General features: G+C 71.7%; 19 protein-coding genes. 11 read left to right on the forward strand and 8 right to left on the reverse strand.

The genetic code is table 11. The features are described from left to right. Nucleotides 1-22: 22 nt before the first annotated feature. A complete protein-coding gene (locus G569_RS46150) occupies nt 23-865 on the reverse strand; it encodes an alpha/beta fold hydrolase (RefSeq protein ID WP_053225964.1) in 843 nt (280 codons plus the stop codon). 127 nt (nt 866-992) lie between these two features. Between G569_RS46150 and G569_RS57410 the strand changes: the two genes are divergently transcribed. Beyond that, nucleotides 993-1,640: an EcsC family protein gene (locus G569_RS57410; RefSeq protein ID WP_053225965.1), complete on the forward strand. Its 648-nt coding sequence runs from the start codon at nt 993-995 to the stop codon at nt 1,638-1,640. Nucleotides 1,641-1,745: 105 nt separating this feature from the next. Here the strand turns inward: G569_RS57410 and G569_RS0106655 are convergent, their stop codons facing one another. Next, nucleotides 1,746-2,405 carry an SDR family NAD(P)-dependent oxidoreductase gene (locus G569_RS0106655; protein WP_028062835.1) on the reverse strand — a complete coding sequence of 220 codons (660 nt, stop codon included), beginning with the start codon at nt 2,403-2,405 and terminating at the stop codon, nt 1,746-1,748. Between the two features lie 44 nt (nt 2,406-2,449). Here G569_RS0106655 and G569_RS46160 point away from each other — a divergent pair, with 44 nt between their 5' ends. Continuing rightward, nucleotides 2,450-3,349: a 3'-5' exoribonuclease YhaM family protein gene (locus G569_RS46160; protein ID WP_053225966.1), complete on the forward strand. Its 900-nt coding sequence runs from the start codon at nt 2,450-2,452 to the stop codon at nt 3,347-3,349. Nucleotides 3,350-3,361: 12 nt separating this feature from the next. Here G569_RS46160 and G569_RS46165 read toward each other — a convergent pair whose 3' ends face one another. After that, a complete protein-coding gene (locus G569_RS46165) occupies nt 3,362-4,534 on the reverse strand; it encodes an MFS transporter (RefSeq protein ID WP_053225967.1) in 1,173 nt (390 codons plus the stop codon). Between the two features lie 114 nt (nt 4,535-4,648). Between G569_RS46165 and G569_RS0106670 the strand changes: the two genes are divergently transcribed. Continuing rightward, the gene (locus G569_RS0106670; RefSeq protein ID WP_053225968.1) at nt 4,649-5,284 is read left to right on the forward strand and encodes a GntR family transcriptional regulator; all 636 of its coding nucleotides are present in this window, start codon (nt 4,649-4,651) and stop codon (nt 5,282-5,284) included. A gap of 185 nt (nt 5,285-5,469) precedes the next feature. Here the strand turns inward: G569_RS0106670 and G569_RS0106680 are convergent, their stop codons facing one another. Both G569_RS0106680 and G569_RS0106685 read right to left on the reverse strand, forming a co-directional pair. Further along, nucleotides 5,470-5,916 (reverse strand): pyridoxamine 5'-phosphate oxidase family protein, encoded by a 447-nt coding sequence (locus G569_RS0106680; RefSeq protein WP_028062837.1) that lies wholly within the window; start codon nt 5,914-5,916, stop codon nt 5,470-5,472. Further along, nucleotides 5,913-7,820, reverse strand: a complete 1,908-nt coding sequence (locus G569_RS0106685) for a helix-turn-helix transcriptional regulator (protein WP_245602425.1) — start codon at nt 7,818-7,820, stop codon at nt 5,913-5,915. The genes G569_RS0106680 and G569_RS0106685 overlap by 4 nt, the downstream gene beginning before the upstream one ends. A 189-nt stretch (nt 7,821-8,009) precedes the next feature. On the opposite strand from G569_RS0106685, the gene G569_RS0106690 reads away from it, so the two are divergent. After that, nucleotides 8,010-8,648 carry a response regulator gene (locus G569_RS0106690; RefSeq protein ID WP_037494854.1) on the forward strand — a complete coding sequence of 213 codons (639 nt, stop codon included), beginning with the start codon at nt 8,010-8,012 and terminating at the stop codon, nt 8,646-8,648. Next, nucleotides 8,645-8,851, forward strand: a complete 207-nt coding sequence (locus tag G569_RS0106695; RefSeq protein WP_028062840.1) for a histidine kinase dimerization/phospho-acceptor domain-containing protein — start codon at nt 8,645-8,647, stop codon at nt 8,849-8,851. The genes G569_RS0106690 and G569_RS0106695 overlap by 4 nt, the downstream gene beginning before the upstream one ends. Here the strand turns inward: G569_RS0106695 and G569_RS46170 are convergent. Continuing rightward, nucleotides 8,829-9,734 carry an acyl-CoA desaturase gene (locus G569_RS46170; RefSeq protein ID WP_037494857.1) on the reverse strand — a complete coding sequence of 302 codons (906 nt, stop codon included), beginning with the start codon at nt 9,732-9,734 and terminating at the stop codon, nt 8,829-8,831. The two genes, G569_RS0106695 and G569_RS46170, sit on opposite strands and share 23 nt — an antisense overlap. Nucleotides 9,735-9,819: 85 nt before the next feature. On the opposite strand from G569_RS46170, the gene G569_RS0106705 reads away from it, so the two are divergent. From G569_RS0106705 to G569_RS0106720, 4 genes are all read left to right on the forward strand, one after another. Continuing rightward, nucleotides 9,820-11,064 carry a PucR family transcriptional regulator gene (locus G569_RS0106705; RefSeq protein ID WP_028062841.1) on the forward strand — a complete coding sequence of 415 codons (1,245 nt, stop codon included), beginning with the start codon at nt 9,820-9,822 and terminating at the stop codon, nt 11,062-11,064. A gap of 7 nt (nt 11,065-11,071) precedes the next feature. Then, nucleotides 11,072-11,914: a dTDP-4-dehydrorhamnose reductase gene (gene rfbD, locus G569_RS46175; protein ID WP_037494860.1), complete on the forward strand. Its 843-nt coding sequence runs from the start codon at nt 11,072-11,074 to the stop codon at nt 11,912-11,914. A 2-nt stretch (nt 11,915-11,916) separates the two neighbouring features. Further along, complete coding sequence (gene rfbB, locus G569_RS0106715; protein WP_028062842.1) at nt 11,917-12,906, forward strand: dTDP-glucose 4,6-dehydratase; 990 nt, start codon at nt 11,917-11,919, stop codon at nt 12,904-12,906. A gap of 88 nt (nt 12,907-12,994) precedes the next feature. After that, nucleotides 12,995-13,816, forward strand: a complete 822-nt coding sequence (locus G569_RS0106720; RefSeq protein ID WP_028062843.1) for a hypothetical protein — start codon at nt 12,995-12,997, stop codon at nt 13,814-13,816. Here G569_RS0106720 and G569_RS57415 read toward each other — a convergent pair. Beyond that, nucleotides 13,745-14,224, reverse strand: a complete 480-nt coding sequence (locus tag G569_RS57415; protein WP_053225969.1) for a GyrI-like domain-containing protein — start codon at nt 14,222-14,224, stop codon at nt 13,745-13,747. The genes G569_RS0106720 and G569_RS57415 overlap by 72 nt on opposite strands. After that, entirely contained in the window at nt 14,197-14,601 is a 405-nt protein-coding gene (locus G569_RS0106730; RefSeq protein ID WP_028062844.1) for an MTB12 C-terminal domain-containing protein, read from the reverse strand. Before G569_RS0106730 ends, G569_RS57415 begins: the two co-directional genes overlap by 28 nt. Nucleotides 14,602-14,641: 40 nt before the next feature. On the opposite strand from G569_RS0106730, the gene G569_RS0106735 reads away from it, so the two are divergent. Together G569_RS0106735 and G569_RS0106740 are read left to right on the forward strand one after the other, a co-directional pair. Further along, nucleotides 14,642-15,328 (forward strand): uracil-DNA glycosylase, encoded by a 687-nt coding sequence (locus G569_RS0106735; protein ID WP_028062845.1) that lies wholly within the window; start codon nt 14,642-14,644, stop codon nt 15,326-15,328. 84 nt (nt 15,329-15,412) lie between these two features. Continuing rightward, nucleotides 15,413-16,606 carry an MFS transporter gene (locus tag G569_RS0106740; protein WP_028062846.1) on the forward strand — a complete coding sequence of 398 codons (1,194 nt, stop codon included), beginning with the start codon at nt 15,413-15,415 and terminating at the stop codon, nt 16,604-16,606. Nucleotides 16,607-16,615: the final 9 nt, after the last annotated feature.

Consider the following 16,615-nt stretch of genomic DNA (forward strand, 5'->3'; position numbering starts at 1 on the left):
TGACGCAACGGTAATTGCGCGGTCAGGTACCGAACGGGAGAAGCAATTCGAGCAATCGACCCGTCGCCTCGAGCTGCGGGCGGCGGCCGGCGCCCTCGATCAGCGCGACCTGGGTGCTCGGGAGCGATCCGAGCGCGATCCGCGCGTCGCTGGCCGGGAGCATCCGGTCGTGGGCGCCCCACACGAGCAGCACGGGGCAGCGGATGCCCACGAGGTCGAACGGGGCGTGCGAGAGCTCAGGCGCCAGCTCGCGGCCGTCGCGCAGCAGCGCGGCGAGGTCCGCGCGGGTCTCGCCGCTGCGGCTGAAGGCGTCGACGACGGCCTTCTGCGTGTCGGTGGGATCCTGGAAGCTGAAGTGGCGGTACGCGCTCGACCGCGCGCGGCGCACGAGGACGCCGGGAACGGGAACCGGGATCGACAGCAGCCGGCGGACGATCGGGTCCTCCTCGATCGGATCGAACCAGGAGGGAAGTTCCAACCCGTCCGGCGCCACCGGAACCACGCCGGCGAGCCGCACATTGCCCGGGTGCTCGGCGAGCCGCAGCGCGACGCAGCCGCCGAGGCTCGTCCCCGCCACGACCACGGGCTCCTTGTCCGCCCAGGTCTCCACGAGGTCGGCCGCGAAGGCGTCCAGCTGCGGGAGGACGGCGCCGTCGTGCAGGCGGGCGGCCTCGCCGAAGCCCGGCAGGTCGACCGCGATCGCGCGCCGCCCGCGGGCGCCGAGTTGCGCCAGCAGCGGGCGCCAGGTGTCGGCCGAGTCGCTCCAGCCATGAAGCAGGACGATGCCCGGGGTGCCGCCGTCGACCTCCAGCGCGCGGGTGGAGAATCCCGCGACCTGGATGCGGTGCTCGACGACAGAAGCCATATCCCAGGACATACCCCCTCATCGGCTGTCCCGGACACCGGGTCAACTATGTTGGACGAGTGACTGACCCCGGCAACCCGGTGCTGCGGCATCGAGCGCAGGTACCGGGGACCCCCGGGGCGGCTCTGTGAGCAGCGAGTTCATCTCGGCCGAGGAAACGGCCCAGGAGCCGCCGCCCCGCCTGTGGGAGCGGCTCCGCGCCGACCCGCTGCGAGCCCCGGAGCACGTCGCCCTCGCCGCCTCCGAGATCCACGCCCCAGCCGCCGAGCTGTGGGCGGGCAAGCGCCGCCGCGTCTACGGCACCGACCCGAAGACGCTCGCGCAGATGGCGCGTCGGCGTCATATCAACATGGCGTCGATCGAAGGCGCCGCGACCGGCGTCGGCGGCATCATCACGATGATCCCGGACCTGCTCGGACTCGCCTGGATCCAGTCGCGGATGGTGTTCTTCGTCGCCGCCGCGTACGGGTTCGACCCGAGGGATCCGATGCGCCCCGCCGAGCTCCTGGTGCTGAACGGGCTCTACGCGACCCCCGGCGAGGCGCGGCACGCGCTCGACGGCCTCGGCGTGACCGTCGCCGAGGCGTGGATCGGCGGGAAGATGCAGCGCGACGAGGCGATCGCCTACAAGCTGGCCAAGATGGTCGGCAAGTCGTCGGGCAAGAAGATGGCGGGCCGGATGATCCCGGGCTTCGCGATCGCGTTCAATTCCGTCTCCAACCGCCGCGACACCAACGCGCTCGCCAAGCGCGCGATCAAGTTCTACGGCGGCTAGAAGCCGCCTGACGGATACCGGTACGCCCGCTGCGGCACATCCGCAGCGCCTCGCGCCACTGGCGGCTGCACCACATCGGTCGGACCGACCATCCGTCAACCGACTTCAGACCGGGATCGCCGCCCCATTGATGGCCGAGCTGCGATCACTGCACAGGAACGCGACGACCGAGGCGATCTTCTCCGGCGGGACGAGCTTGTGGTGCTCCGAGGCGGGCATCGCGTCGCGATTGGCCTGCGTGTCGATCAGCGTCGGCAGGATCACGTTGCAGCGCACGCCGTGCGGGGCGCCCTCGGCCGCGACCGCCTTCGCGAACGCGATCACCGCCGCCTTGGAGGAGGTGTAGCCCGCGCCGCCGGCGAACGGGGTCAGCGCGGACGCCGCGCCGGTGCAGACGATCGAGCCGCCGCCCGCGTGCTTGAGGTGCGGCAGCACCGCCTGGGTGACGAGGTACGTGGGGCGCACGTTGAGCGCGAACAGCCGCTCGAACTCGTGGATCGGCGTCTCGTCCACCGGCTGGTCGGCGGCGAACCCGCCGACGAGGTTGACGAGCGTGCGGATGTCCCCGGCGGCGCGCACCGCGCGGGCGACATCGTCCGGGTCGGTGAGGTCGGCGACGACCGTGCTCATGCCTTGGCGCGGCTCGAGGTCCGAACCGGCCTCGACGGGCACCACGACCCGCCAGCCGTCGGCGAGCAGTGCGGCGACGACGTGGCGGCCGAGACCTCCTGCGCCGCCGGTGACAAGTGCGGTGTGGCCGGGCATACGTGGCACCGTATCGTCCGAACCCGTGCCTAGGGTTTGCGCTCGTGCGCGTCCGAGAGCTCACCCCCGGGCAGGAGATCGACCAGGTCCTGATGGTCCGCGCCGCCGAGCCCCGCAAGCTCGTCCTCGGGGACCGCACGGGCACGCTCGAGGCCGCGCCGCGCGGGGATGTCGCTCCCGGCCTGTGCGTGCGGGTGAGCGGGCGGGTCGAGGGCCGCGGCCGGCTGGTCGTGGACGCGCTGCGCGTCGCCGAGCCGGACGAGTACGCGCTCGACGACCTGCTGGACGGTCCGCGGATCCCGGTCGAGCGCATGGAGTCCGACCTGCGCGAGCTGATCGCGACGATCCAGTGCTCGCACCTGCGCGCCCTGCTGGACGCCGTCTTCGGCGCCGGCACCGGGACCTGGGCGCTGTTCCGCGAGGCCCCGGCCGCGAAGCGCTACCACCAGGCCTACCGCCACGGCCTGCTCGAGCACTCGCTGACGGTCGCCCAGAGCGTGAGCGCCATCTCCGCGACGTTCGGCGGCGTGGACCGCGACGTCGCCGTGACCGGCGCACTGCTGCACGACATCGGCAAGCTCGACGCCTACACCGCCGACCCGCTGGCGATCGACCTCACCGACATCGGCAAGCTCCAGGGCGAGATCGCGCTCGGCTACTACCGCGTCCGCCGGCTGATCGAGGACCTCCCGGGCTTCCCGCCCGACCTCGCCGTCGCGGTCCTGCACATCATCCTCTCCCACCACGGGCAACTCGAGCACGGCTCACCGGTCGTCCCCTGCACCCGCGAAGCGACCCTCGTGCACATGATCGACAACCTCGGCGGGCGCCTGGGCTCGTTCGATCGGTTGGAGAAGGAGCTCCCGGACGGGTCGAACTGGTCGGGCTGGGACCGCGTGCTCGGCGGGGGCGCCTGGTTCGGGGCCACCCGCGCCGCCGCCTGACCCCGCGACCCCCTAAGCGCGAACGACAGCCAGGCCCGCGTGGCGCGTCGCCTGGACCGCGCCATAGGCACACAGCAGCGCCAGCGGCAACAGCGCGACCCGGTAGTCGAGATGGATCGAGACGAGCAGCCCGATCGCCGACTGGGCGACGATCGCCGCCCCGAAGCCGCCGACGTTCACCATGCCCGACGCGCTGCCGCCACCCTCGCGGGCGATGTCGAACGCGAGCATCGAGGTCGCTCCGCCCGCGCCGGTCAAGCACAGGACGGCGGCGAGGACCTCGACCGGCGGGTGGCCGCCGGGCCAGGCGAGGAGGAGGGTGAGCCCGGCGACGGTCAGCAGCGCGGCGCCGCTGGTCAACGGGCCTCGCCGCTGCGGGCGCCGGCCGGCGAGTGATCCCAACACCGGCGCGGAGAGGCCGAACGCGAGCACGGCGCCGGCCAGGAGCGCGGCGGCGGTGCCGCGGCCGAGGTGCTGGTCCTCGACGAGGTACGGGAACGCCCACAGGCCGGTCAGCGTCACGAACGGCGCCATCAGCGCGAAGTGCACCCAGAGACCGTGGCGGGTCGCGGGGGCCTGCCAGGTCCGCCGCAGCGCGAGCGCGCCGCGCGACGGCTCGGCCGCGCCGTCCGGGCGGTCCTGCAAGCGGTTGACGGCGAGGATCGCGAGAACCGCGGTGAGCACACCGCTGGCGGCGAACGTCGGCGTCCAGCCGACGTCGCTCAAAGCGGCGCTCAGCGGCGCGGTGCTGAGCAGTTGCCCGAACGCGCCGCACGCCGCCGTCAGCGCCGTCGCCAGCGCGTACCGTCGCGGCGGGAGCCAGTGCGCCGCGACGCGCAGGACGTTGAGGAACATGCAGGCGTCACCCGCGCCCACGAGCGCCCGCCCGGCGATCGCCGGCCCGAGGGCGGGGCTGAACGCGAACAGCAGCTCACCCACACCCATCGCCAGCAGCCCGACCGTCAGCGACCGGCGCGGCCCGAGCCGGTCGGCCAACACGCCCGCCGGCACCTGCATCGCCAGATAGACCGCCAGCTGCACGGTCGACAACACGGCGATCGCGCTCGTCGACACCCCGAACCGCGCGCTGGCGTCCAGCGAGGCCACGCCGAGGCTCATCCGATGGAAGATCGCCACCAGGTAGAAGGCCGCCGCCAAGCCCCACATCCGCCACGCCGCGTTCATGCATCCGCATGGTATCCAACTTGCATACAAGTCGCATACCGGGGTCTGTCCCCTGCATACAAGCCGCATGCACGTGTCTGGCACCGGTATGCGAGGTGTGTGCATCATGTGTGCATGGGAGAGGACGACCTGGAGTGGCCGCCGGACCCGATGGGAGAGCGGCCGAAGGTGAGCGCCAGCCGGCGGGCGTACGAGCACGTCAAGGAGCGGATCCTCGACGGGAGACTGCCGGGGACGTGGCTGCTGTCGGAGAACGACGTCGCGCAAGAGCTCGGCGTCAGCCGGACGCCCGTGCGGACCGCGTTCGGGCAGCTCGAGGCCGAGGGGTACCTGACGCTGTATCCCAAACGCGGAGCGGTGGTCACACCGATCTCGCCGCGGGAGGCCGAGGAGGTCATCGAGGCGCGCTGGGTGATCGAGCGGCACGCGCTGGAGCAGGCCTCGCCACAGCTCGGCGCGGAGCTGGCCGCGCTCGCCGACCCGGGCGAGAAGGACTTCGTCGAGGCCGACCGCGCCTTCCACCGCGCGCTCGTGGCCGGCACCGGCAACGAGATCCTGCTCGGCCTCTACGACACGCTGCGCGACCGCCAGCGCCGCATGCTGCGCGTCGGCTCACGCACCGATGAGCGCAAGGCGACCATCACCGCCGAGCATCGCGAGCTGGCGCAGGCGATCGCCGACGGCGAAGACGCGACCGGAATCCTCCGCCGCCACCTCGACGGGGCGCTCGCGGCGCTCCGCGGCCGCTAGGGCCGCGAGGGGTGGGGCGGCCGCGAGGTGGCGGCGGCCGGCGCGTGGTTCCCGCGGCGCGAGGTGGCGGCGGCCGGCGCGTGGCTCCCGCGGCGCGAGGCGGCGGCGGCCGGCGCGTGGCTCCGGCGGCGCGAGGTGGCGACGGCCGGCGTCGCGCCGCGAGGTGGCGGCGCGCTCCGCGGGCGCTAGCCGCCCACGAGCTTCCGGTGGTCCCAGGAGGCGGTGTGGCTGACGATGAACTGCAGCGCCACCCGCTTGGAGGCCTGCGCCGGCGTCACCTCGTACCCGCCTGACCCGTAGCGCGTGCCGAGCTCCGTCCCCACACCCGCCACGACGACCGGGTCGCGGTGGATCGCGCAGACGCACTTCATCATCACGCCGCGCAGCTGGTCGTACGTCTCGCCGGTCTCGACCTGGAGCGTGCAGCGCGAGTCGCGCTCCAAGTTGCGCACCTTCTGGGACTTGCCGTACGTCCAGCCCCAGATCTCGCCGTCGCGGACGACGAACCAGAGCGGCATCATGTGCGGCCAGGCGTCGCGCCCGATGGTCGCGCAGGTCACGGTCCGCTGCTCGTCGAGGAACGCCGCGACCTCGACCTCGGACATCGCGATCAAAGCGCGGCGGGAACTCATGTCGCCCGGGCGATCAGGCCCTCGGCGGCCGTCAACACGGCCTCGCGCGCGTCGGCGGGCTCGAGCACGACCGCGTCGCCCGCCTCCTTCAGGACCTCGCGCACCAGGAACTCGATGCCTTTGAACGTGATCTCGACGATGATCCGCCCGTCGGGCAGCTCGGCCAGGACGGTGCGCTGCTCGCGCACCCACCGCGCCTGCTCGGCCGAGATCAGCACCCGCGCCACCCGCGAGCCGCCGACCGTGCCGGTGCGCGGCCAGCCCGCGATGTCGGCGATCGGGTTCAGCCCCGCCCGCGGCTCGAAGTGCTCCACCCGCGCCGCCGCGCTCTTGATGCGGTCCAGCCGGAAGTGCCGGAGCCCGCGGCCCTCCTCCCAGGCGGCCACGTACCAGGAGTCCTTGCCGTTGAACAAGGCATACGGCTCGACGACCCGCTCGGAGTAGCGGTCCGACGCCTGGGTCCAGTACTCGAGCTCGAGCAGCCGGTTCTCGTGCACCGCGAGCTCGACCGTGTGCGTGATGTCGTCGTGCGCGATCGGGGAGACGATCTGCAGGCCTTCCTCGACCGGGTCGAACCCCAGCGCGTCGACGACCTTCGAGCGAGCGGTGCGCAGGTCGGCCTGCACCAGGCCGATCAGGTCGATCGCCGCGACCAGCGCCTTGGCCTCGATCGGCAGCAGCCGAGCCGGGTGGTCGAACGTGTCCGAGTAGGGCTCCGGGTCGACCTCGATCTCGCCGCTCGGCAGCACCTCGGCGTAGATCACGTACGCGCCACCGCCGAAGTTGACGACGTTCAGCACCGAGATGTCCTCGCGGAGCTCCTGCGGCGACATCTTCAGCTGCTCGCAGACGGCCTTCAGCTGCAGCGTCTCACCCGCCCGGCCCGCGGCGATCAGCACCGACGCCAGGGTCACGAGCCGCGCGAAGCGCTCCGGCCGGATCGCCGCGTCCGCGCCCCGCCCACGCCCGTTGGACTCCACGACCGGCGCCGGAGCCGGGACGAGCCCGGAGGCGACCGCCACCGGCGCCTCACCGCGATGTGCCTCGATCAGCTCGTCGACGCGCCGCCGCGCCTCGTCCACCAGCGCCGCCGGCCCGAGGATCCGCAGGCCGAAGCTCAGCGCCCACGAGATCAGCAGCCGCGGAAGCGCGTACCCGGTGCGGAACACACCCCCGTCGAGCGTGCCGTACGCGCCGTATTGGCGCTCCACGTACCACGCGACGTCCTCGGGGACCTCGACCTCGGCCACGCCGATCTCGTCGCCCAGCTGCCACGGAATCCGGTTCGCGTAGCCGCGGGGGTCGAAGTCCGAGGGGCGCTGGAAGTCGTGCTCGGCCTTGGTCGCGTAGGCGACCTTGCCCCGTATGCGAGAAAGACGGAAGACGCGAACGCCTTTACGCTCATGCGCATACCCGACCAGATAGAACTGCCCGCCCTCGAAGAGCAAGTGGTACGGGTCGACGCGACGCAGGGCGGTCTCGTCGCTCTGCATCGTGTGGTACTCGAACTCGATCCGCTTGCGCCGGTAGATCGCGGTGTCGATCTTCGCCAGCCGCGCGCTGACCTCGCCGCCGCCGGCCGAGGCCGTGATGCCCAGGCCGATCGTCTGGCGCGAGTCGCTGCCCAGCGGCGACGGCCGGCCCCACGTGATCTGCTGGAGCGCCAGGCGCAGCGGCTCGGCGTAGGCGAACTCGCCGTCGAGCAGCGTCAGCGCCGTCTGCAGCGCGGCGCGCTCGGAGTCGGTGAACGCGATCGGCGGCAGGTGGAATGCCTCCGGCGCGAGCGAGTAGTTCTCCTGCTCGGAGAACCCGTCCGCGGGCTTGTCGACGGACAGGTGGATTCCGAGTGCGTCGAGCTCCGCTCTGTCCGCATAAAAACGCCGCGCGAAGGCATCCTCGGTCATATCCGAGTATCCCTCGACGTCGCGGCGGATCTCCGTAGCCGTCACCGGACGGCGCTCTGCCATGAGATACGAGATCAGCGACAGCTGACGGATCAGCTTTTCCGTGTCCTTCGCCAAACTGCGCGACACCTTAGAGTGCGGCGGGCTCCGTAACCTTCAACCGCGCCGGAAATTCCGCCGTTTGTTGCCATGCCGTTACGCCTTGTTCTCGTCGAAGATCACCAGGCCCTCCGTGAGGGTCTCGAACTGCTGCTCGGTCGCGACGGCATCGAGGTGCTCGGGACGGCCGGTTCGGCGACCGAGGGCCGCGAGCTGGTCGAGCGCCTGAACCCGGACGTCTCGCTGATCGACATCCGTCTCGGCGACGAATCGGGGATCGAGCTGACGGCGCAGCTGATCGACGCCGACCCGGACCGCCGGATCGTGCTCTACACCGGCTCGAACGAGATCGAGCTGCTGATCAAGGGCCTCGACTCCGGCGCGCGCGGCTACGCGCTCAAAGAGGGCACGCAGATCGAGCTGCGCACGGCGATCACCACGGTCGCCGAGGGCGGGACCTACGTCGACCCACGCCTGCACCCGGCGCTGCTGTCCAGCAAGGCCACCAAGACGCAGAAGGGCCTCTCCAACCGCGAACGCGAGATCATGGACCTGCTCGCGCAGGGCCTGACCGGCGAGCAGGTGGCCGAGCGCCTCTACCTGAGCCCCGAGACGATCAAGACCCACATCCGCAACGCGATGAACAAGCTGGAGGCCAACACGCGGGTGCACGCGATCGCCATCGCCCTGCGCGAGGGCTTCATCTCCGCCCCGACGGGCTCGCAGTGAACGACAACGACCTCGTCCTCGACGCCGAGACCCGCAGAAAGCTGCGCCACGACCTGCGGACGCCGCTGACGATCGTCGCCGGCTTCGCCGAGGTGCTGGCCGGCGACCGCGAGATCTCTCAGTCGGACCGGCGCGAGTTCGCCGTCCGCATCCAGGACGCGGCGACGGAGATCCGCAAGCTCATCGACTCGGCACTGGAGTAGCCGCCCGGGCCAGCTTCTCCTGCTGGCGCTCAGGCGTGATCTCGACCACGTTCCAGGCGAGCTTGAACCGCCGCATCACGCGGATCACCAGCCCCGTCGGGTCGATCTCCCAGCTCTTGAGACCGTGGAAGGCGCTGCGCGGGAACGTGTGGTGGTTGTGGTGCCAGCTCTCCCCCATGCTCAGCACGGAGAGCCAGAACACGTTGGTCGAGTGGTCCTCGACGTCGAAGCGCCGGGTCCCGAAGAAGTGGCAGACCGAGTTGATCGACCAGGTGACGTGGTGGCCGAGGAAGACCCGCACCGCGCCACCCCACAGGGCGGCCTCGAACGCGCCCCGCCACGTGCCGGTGATCGCCAGGCCGATCGCGGCCGGGAGCGCGATGCCAACCGCCACCCAGAGCCCGAACGTCTTGTGGATGAACTGCATCCCGCGGTCCTCGTAGAGGTCGCGGCAGTAGCGCTGGTGCTCGCTCGTCCCGGAGCGCTCGAACAGCCAGCCCATGTGCGCGTACCAGAGGCCCGTGACCGCGCCCTTGAGGCCTGAGCCGTGGCCGTGGGGCGTGTGCGGATCGCCCTCCTGGTCGGTGTGCGCGTGGTGCTTGCGGTGATCGGCGACCCAGTTCATGACCGGGCCCTGCACCGCCATCGAGCCGATGATCGCGAGCGCATACTGCACTGGTTTGTAGGTTGCGAACGAGCGGTGGGTGAGCAGACGATGGAAGCCGAGCGTCACCCCCATCACCGAGATGACGTACATCACGGCCAGGACGGCGAGCGAGGTCCAGCCCACCGCCTTGTCCCAGAGCAGGACGACGGCGACCAGCACGCCGAACAACGGCAGGAAGACACCCGTGAGGTTGAGGATCTGGTGACCCCGCGTCATACCGTCATATCTACCCGTTAGGGAGGCCGAACTTCATGGCACCCCGCCACACTTGCACGGGCCGATTCTTGTAGCCTCGTGACAAATGTCCACGTTGTCACCGCCGTCGGCCGACGCGCTGCGGTCGACCTTGCCGGGGCTTGCGGACCAGATCGTCGCCGCAATCGCCGAGGAAGTCCCCGACTACGCGCGGCCGATGGAGGGCCGCTTCGGGGAGACCGTGCGCTTCGGCGTGCAGGTGGCGCTGAACCGCTTCGTCGACCTGCTCGTCGGGCAGGGCCCGCGTCATGCAAGGGACACGTACCGTCAACTCGGGGCCGGGGAGTACAAGCAGGGCCGGACGCTCGACGCCCTGTTGAGCGCCTATCGCGTCGGCGCCCGGGTCGCCTGGCGGCGCTTCGTCGACGCCGGGACGCAGGCCGGCTTCCCCGCCGATGCGCTCTATGACCTCGGCGAGGCGATGTTCGTCTACATCGACGAGATCTCGGCCGAGTCCGCCGCGGGGTTCGCCGAGGCGCAGTCCGAGGCCGCGGGCGAGACGCAGCGCCGCCGCCGGCGCCTGCTGCGGCTGCTGGTGCAGGAGCCGGCCGCTGACACCGAGGCGGTGCGGACGGCCGCGACCGCCGCGGGCTGGGCGCTCCCGCGCGTCCTGGCGGCGGTCGTCGCTGCCGAGGCCGACCAACCTGAGGGGCTCGCCGCCGCGCGCGGTGCGCCGGGGGCGTCGGAGGAACTGCTGGACGGGATCGCGGCGCGGCTCGCGCGCCGGCTCGGGCCCGGGGCCGTGGGCGCGGCCGTCGGCGGGCTCGCCGTCGTCCTGATGCCCGACCCGGACGGCCCCGGCCGGCGCAAGGCGCTCGAGGCCGCGTTGCACGGCGACCTCGGCGCGATCGGACCGGCGGTCGCGTGGCCCGAGGCCGCGGGGTCGCTGCGTCGCGCCGAGGCCGCCTTCCGCCTGGCCGCGCAGGGCCGCCTGGACGTCCAGAATCGGACCTCCCCATCGGAACAGGGCTTGATCGTCGCCGACGAGCACCTTCCCGCGCTGCTGCTCGCCGCCGCGCCCGGCATCTCCGCCGACCTCGCACGGACCCGGCTCGCGCCGCTCGACGGCCTCGCCGACGGGCCGCGCGAGCGGCTCGCGATCACGCTGCGCGCCTATTTGGACCGCCCCGGACAGGTCCAGGCGATCGCCTCCGCGCTGGACGTCCACCCCCAGACCGTCCGCTACCGCCTCAAGCAATTGCGTGAGCTCTTCGGCGAGCGACTGGAGGATCCGGAGGCGCGTTTCGAGCTCTCGCTGGCCCTTCGCGCCGCCGAGGGTCTGCGCTATTGATGTCGCCATGCGCCTTCTCGTCACCGGGGCAGCCGGCATGCTCGGCACGGACGTCGTCGCCGCGGCCGCCGACCACGACGTGGTCGCCCTTGCCCGCGCCGATCTCGACATCACCGACGCCGATGCGGTCCGCGCCGCGGTGCGCGACTCGCGCCCGGACGCGGTGATCAATTGCGCGGCGTGGACGAACGTCGACCTCGCCGAGACCGAGGAGGCGCAGGCGACTCAGGTCAACGGCGACGGCGCCGGTCATCTCGCCGCCGCCGCGGCCGAGGTGGGCGCGCACATCGTCCACGTCTCGACCGACTACGTCTTCGACGGCGCCGCGACGGAGCCGTATCCGGAGGACGCGCCGACGGGCCCGATCGGCGCCTACGGGCGCTCCAAGCTCGCGGGTGAGATCGCGGTCCGCGACGGTGCTCCGGAGCGCCACGCGATCGTCCGCACCGCGTGGGTGTTCGGCCCGCACGGCAAGAACTTCGTCGACACGATGCTGCGGCTCGGCGCCGAGCGCGACGAGCTGACGGTCGTCGACGATCAGCTCGGCTGCCCCACCTACACCGGCCACCTCGCGCCCGCACTGGTTCGCGTGGCCGAGGGGCGCCTGCACGGCGTCCTGCACGTCGCGGGCGGCGGCTCCTGCACGTGGTGGGACCTCGCGTGCGCGACGTTCGAGCGCGCCGGCCTGCATCCGACCGTCCACAAGGGCACGACCGCCGGCTTCAACGCGCCCGCGCCGCGGCCCGCCTTCTCCGTTCTCGGCAACACCCGCTCCGACGCGCCGGTCCTCCCGGCGTGGGAGGAGGGGCTCGCCGCCCACTTGCTCGCCAGAGAGGTCCTCGCGTCGTGAAGCTGCTCGTCACCGGCGGTGCCGGGTTCATCGGGGCGAACTTCGCCCACTACACCCTCCGCAACCACGCCGACTACGACGTCGTGGTGCTCGACGCGCTGACCTACGCGGGCAACCGCGAGTCGCTCAAGCCGGTGCAGGACGAGATCGAGTTCGTGCACGGCGACATCTGCGACGCGGCGCTCGTCGACCGGCTCGTGGGCGCGTGCGACATGGTCGTGCACTTCGCCGCGGAGTCCCACGTCGACAACTCGCTGCACGACCCCGCGCCGTTCATCCAGACCAACGTGGTCGGGACGTACACGATCCTCGAAGCGGTCCGCAAGCACGGCAAGCGCCTGCACCACATCTCCACCGACGAGGTCTTCGGCGACCTCGACCTCGACGGTGACGACCAGTTCACCGAGCAGACGCCGTACGACCCGTCATCGCCGTACTCGGCGACCAAGGCCGGCTCGGACCTGCTCGTCCGCGCGTGGGCCCGGTCGTTCGGCATCCACGCGACGCTGTCGAACTGCGCCAACAACTACGGCCCCTACCAGCACGTCGAGAAGTTCATCCCGCGCCAGATCACGAACGTCTTCACCGACGCGCGCCCGAAGCTCTACGGCCTGGGCGAGAACGTGCGCGAGTGGACCCACGTGGACGACCACAACGAGGCCGTGCACCTGATCCTGAGCAAGGGCGCGCCGGGCGAGACCTACCTGATCGGCTCCGGCGACGAGCGCAACAACAAGGAGATCCTCGAGCTCATCCTCGAGCTGCTGGACGAGCCCGCGGACGCCTACGACCACGTCCCGGACCGGCCAGGCCACGACCTGCGCTACTCCAACGACTCGACCAAGATCCGCACCCAGCTCGGCTGGACGCCCCGCTACGGCGACTTCCGCGCGGGCCTGCAGGCCACCATCGACTGGTACCGCGCCAACGACTGGTGGTGGAAGCCGCAGAAGCAGGCAACCGAGGCGCGCTACACGCAGCTCGGAAGATAAAGGGGCCTGACCCCTTTAGGTTTGGTGTAGTTGCGCGCACACCTAGGGTGATCCGCGTGGGCGCGCGCCGCGTGCCCAATGTGGAGGCATGTTCCTCCTCCCCAAGCTCCTGATCTCCACCGCGGCGGTGCTCGCCGTCGCCGCGCCCGCGGCGCACGCCGCCACCGACACCGTCGTCGCGACCACCGCCAAGCCGACCCCGCTGGCCGCCGACGGCGGCAACGTCCTCTACAGCGCGTGGGACGGCTCCGAGTACCGGCTCACCCAGCTCGGCGGCGACCCGATCGACGTCGCCGGCTCGTCGAAGCCGTTCGTCGTCGACCTCGACGGCGACATCGCCGTCTACCCGCGTGACGGCAAGCTCTTCTCGTTCGACCTCGGCACCCGCGAGGAGCGCGACCTGCGCGCGAACGGCGCCGTCGCCGGCTCGGTCTCCAACGGGCGACTCGTCTACGCGACCCAGAAGGCGATCTACGTCCGCGCCCACGGTAAGACGACGAAGGTCGCCGACAAGGAGGCGTTCAGCCTCGACTCGCACAACTCGCGCTTCACGTTCTCGGGCTCGCGCGAGTGGAGCCATGAGCCGTGGCTGGCGAGCCAGACGTCGCTCACGCGGCTCACGCGCGTGCCCGGCGGCGGCGCCTCGCCCGCCTTCTTCGACACGCTCAATCCGACGTTCTCCGGCAACGCGATCTACTGGATGCTCAGCCGCGAGGGCGAGAAGCCCTACAGCGAGATCCATCGCTTCAACCGCAAGCTGGACCGCGACGAGCGGGTGGCGCTGACGATCCCGGGCCCGGCGCGCGGCTTCGCCTACGACGACGGCCGCGCGTACTACTCACTCGGCACCGAGATCCACGAGGTCACCGGTCTCGCCTTCGAGAAGGCGCCCCGGATCCGCATGTACTAGCCAGAAGACCTCGACCTCGGGCACTTCCTGCCAGGGGCCGTAGATCTCCCAGCGCACGCCCGTCCTGACCAGGCCGTGCTCCGCGATGTGGCGGAGCACGGCCTCGTGCGTCTCGCCGAGGCGCTCGTACGGCCCGCGGTGGGTCATGCCGACGGCGGGACCCGCGGGAAGCTCGGACTGGATGACGCGTCCGCCGGGGGTGAACTCGCCGCGCGGGAGCACACCCACCTCGACGTGCGGGACGTCGTCCAGGTAGACCATCACGTTGCGGCCCTGCGCGTGCTCGCGGACCTCGTCGAGCAGCACGCGCCACAGGCGCGGGAACTCGTTCCAGTCCGTGGCGGTCGCGACGACCGCCGTCACCCGTCCTGACGGCGCGCTCAGCTGCCGAGGGCGGACGCCTTCCACGTGCCGCCCTCCTTGACGAACGTGAAGGTGGCCGTCTGGCCGTCCTTGCCCTGGCGGACCTGGGCGGTGGCGTTGTTGCCGTTGATCTTGACGCTCGTGACCTGCAGGTCGTAGTCGCTGGCGTCCTTGATCGCGCGGTCCATCTCGGCGATGCAGTCGCCGCCCGCGGACTTGAGCTCGGTGACGAGCTGCTTGGCCAGGATGTCGTTGCAGATCTTCTCCGCGTTGCCGCGGCTGCCGGCCTGCGCGAGCGCGTCCACGACCTTCACGACGTCCTGCTGGGCGCCCGTGAACTTGCTGTTCTGGCTGGTGGTCGCGGTGCCGCACGCGCTCAGGAGGAGCGCGAGAACGGCAGCGATGAGCGCGGCGCGAGGCATGCGTCAGAGAGCGTAGCCGCCGGTACGCTCTGATGGTCCGATGGCCGCCTTGGAAGCGCTCAACGAGGCGGTCGTGGACTGCCGTAGATGCCCGCGTCTCGTGGACTGGCGGGAGCAGGTCGCGCGCGAGAAGCGAGCCGCCTACCGCGAGTGGGACTACTGGGGCAAGCCGATGCAGGGCTTCGGCGATCCCGCCGCGCGGGTGCTGATCCTCGGCCTCGCGCCCGCCGCGCACGGCGGGAACCGCACGGGCCGGATCTTCACCGGCGACCGCTCGGGCGACTTCCTGTTCGCGTCGCTGCACCGGGTCGGGCTCGCCAACCAGGCCGAGTCGATCCAGCGCGGTGACGGGCTCCAACTGCGCGGCGCCTACATCGTCGCCGCCGTCCGCTGCGCGCCGCCCGCGAACCTGCCGACGCCGGAGGAGCGGGCGAACTGCGCGGAGTGGCTCGAAGGCGAGGTCGCGCTGCTGCCAGACGTCCACGTGGTCGTCTGCCTCGGCGGCTTCGCGTGGGAGAGCGCGCTGCGGCTGCGAAGCGTGCTCGGCGGGACGGCGATGCCCCGCCCGAAGCCGAAGTTCGGGCACGGCGTGGTCGCCGACGGTGACCCGTGGCCGCTGCTCGGCTGCTTTCACCCGTCCCAGCAGAACACGTTCACGGGCAAGTTGACGCCGCCGATGATGGACGCGGTGTTCGGGCATGCCCGCGAGATGGCGTGGGGCGCGTGACGGGCGCGGCGCGCCCGTGAGCGAGCCCGGCAATCGCCTTCGCGGGACCACCCGTGCGGTTTCGGGCATCCCGGCGGTGGCGCTGTGAGCCGCTACGGCGACATCCTGCGTTCGCGCTACGTGGCGGCGCTGGTCGCGTCGTCGCTGCTGGCGCGGCTGCCGATCGGGATCAACGCGCTCGCGATCGTCCTCTACCTGCGCGAGCGGACCGGCTCGTTCGCGATCGCCGGCGCGGTCTCCGGGACGCTCGCGTTCGGGTCGGCGGTCGGCGCCCCCGTGCAGGGCCGGCTGGTGGATCGCATCGGCGCACGCCGGGTGCTCGTCCCGCTGGCGTGCGTGCACGCGCTCTCGCTGGGCGCGATCGTCGGCTTCGCCGAGCTCGACCTGCCGACGGCGCTCCTGCTCGTGGCCGGCTTCGTCGGCGGGTTCGCGATCCCGCCCACCTCGTCCGTGCTGCGCTCGATGTGGACCGACCTGCTCGAGCCACGCCTCTATCAGGCCGCCTACGCGCTGGACTCGACCCTGATCGAGGTGGTGTTCATCAGCGGCCCGCTGCTGACCGCGGTGATCGCCGCGATCTTCTCGCCGGCGGGCGCCCTGATCGTCTCGGCCGTGGCCGTCGTGGTCGGCAACACGGTGTTCACCGCGCTGCCGCCGACCCAGCACGTCGAGCGCGAAGAGGAACACCACGAGGGCGGGCTGCTGGGCGCGCTCGCGTCGCCCGGCGTGCGCACGCTCGTGCTGATCTCGCTGCCGACGGGCGTCGGGCTCGGCATGCTCGAGGTCGGGATCCCGGCCTTCAGCCGCGCGGAGGGCACAGCCGCGGCGGCGGGCGTCCTGCTCGCGCTGTGGTCGTTCGGCAGCCTGATCGGCGGCCTTCTCTACGGCACCCTGCCGCGGCCGTGGGGCCTGTTCCGCACCCACCTGATCGTCGGCGGGCTGCTGCCGCTGACGCTGCTGCCGCTGGCGGTCGCCCCGTCGGTCTGGGTGATGGGCCTGCTCGTCCTCCCGGCCGGCTGCTGCATCGCGCCGCTGCTCGCCACCCGCAACGAGCTCGTCGGCGGCGTCGCTCCGCCCGGTATGCGCACCGAGGCCTACACGTGGCCGATCACGGCGTTCGTCGGCGGGATCGCGATCGGCGCGGCGGTGTGCGGGGCGCTGGTCGAAGGCCCGGGCTGGCGGACCGCGTTCGTCATCGCCGCGGCCGTCTCCGCGTTGGGCGCCGTCATGGCCGTGGTGTGGCGTCGCACCGTCGTGCCGATTCCGGTCACTACCTGACCGCAAATC

The sequence above is a fragment of the Solirubrobacter soli DSM 22325 genome (assembly GCF_000423665.1).
GTDB lineage: Bacteria > Actinomycetota > Thermoleophilia > Solirubrobacterales > Solirubrobacteraceae > Solirubrobacter > Solirubrobacter soli.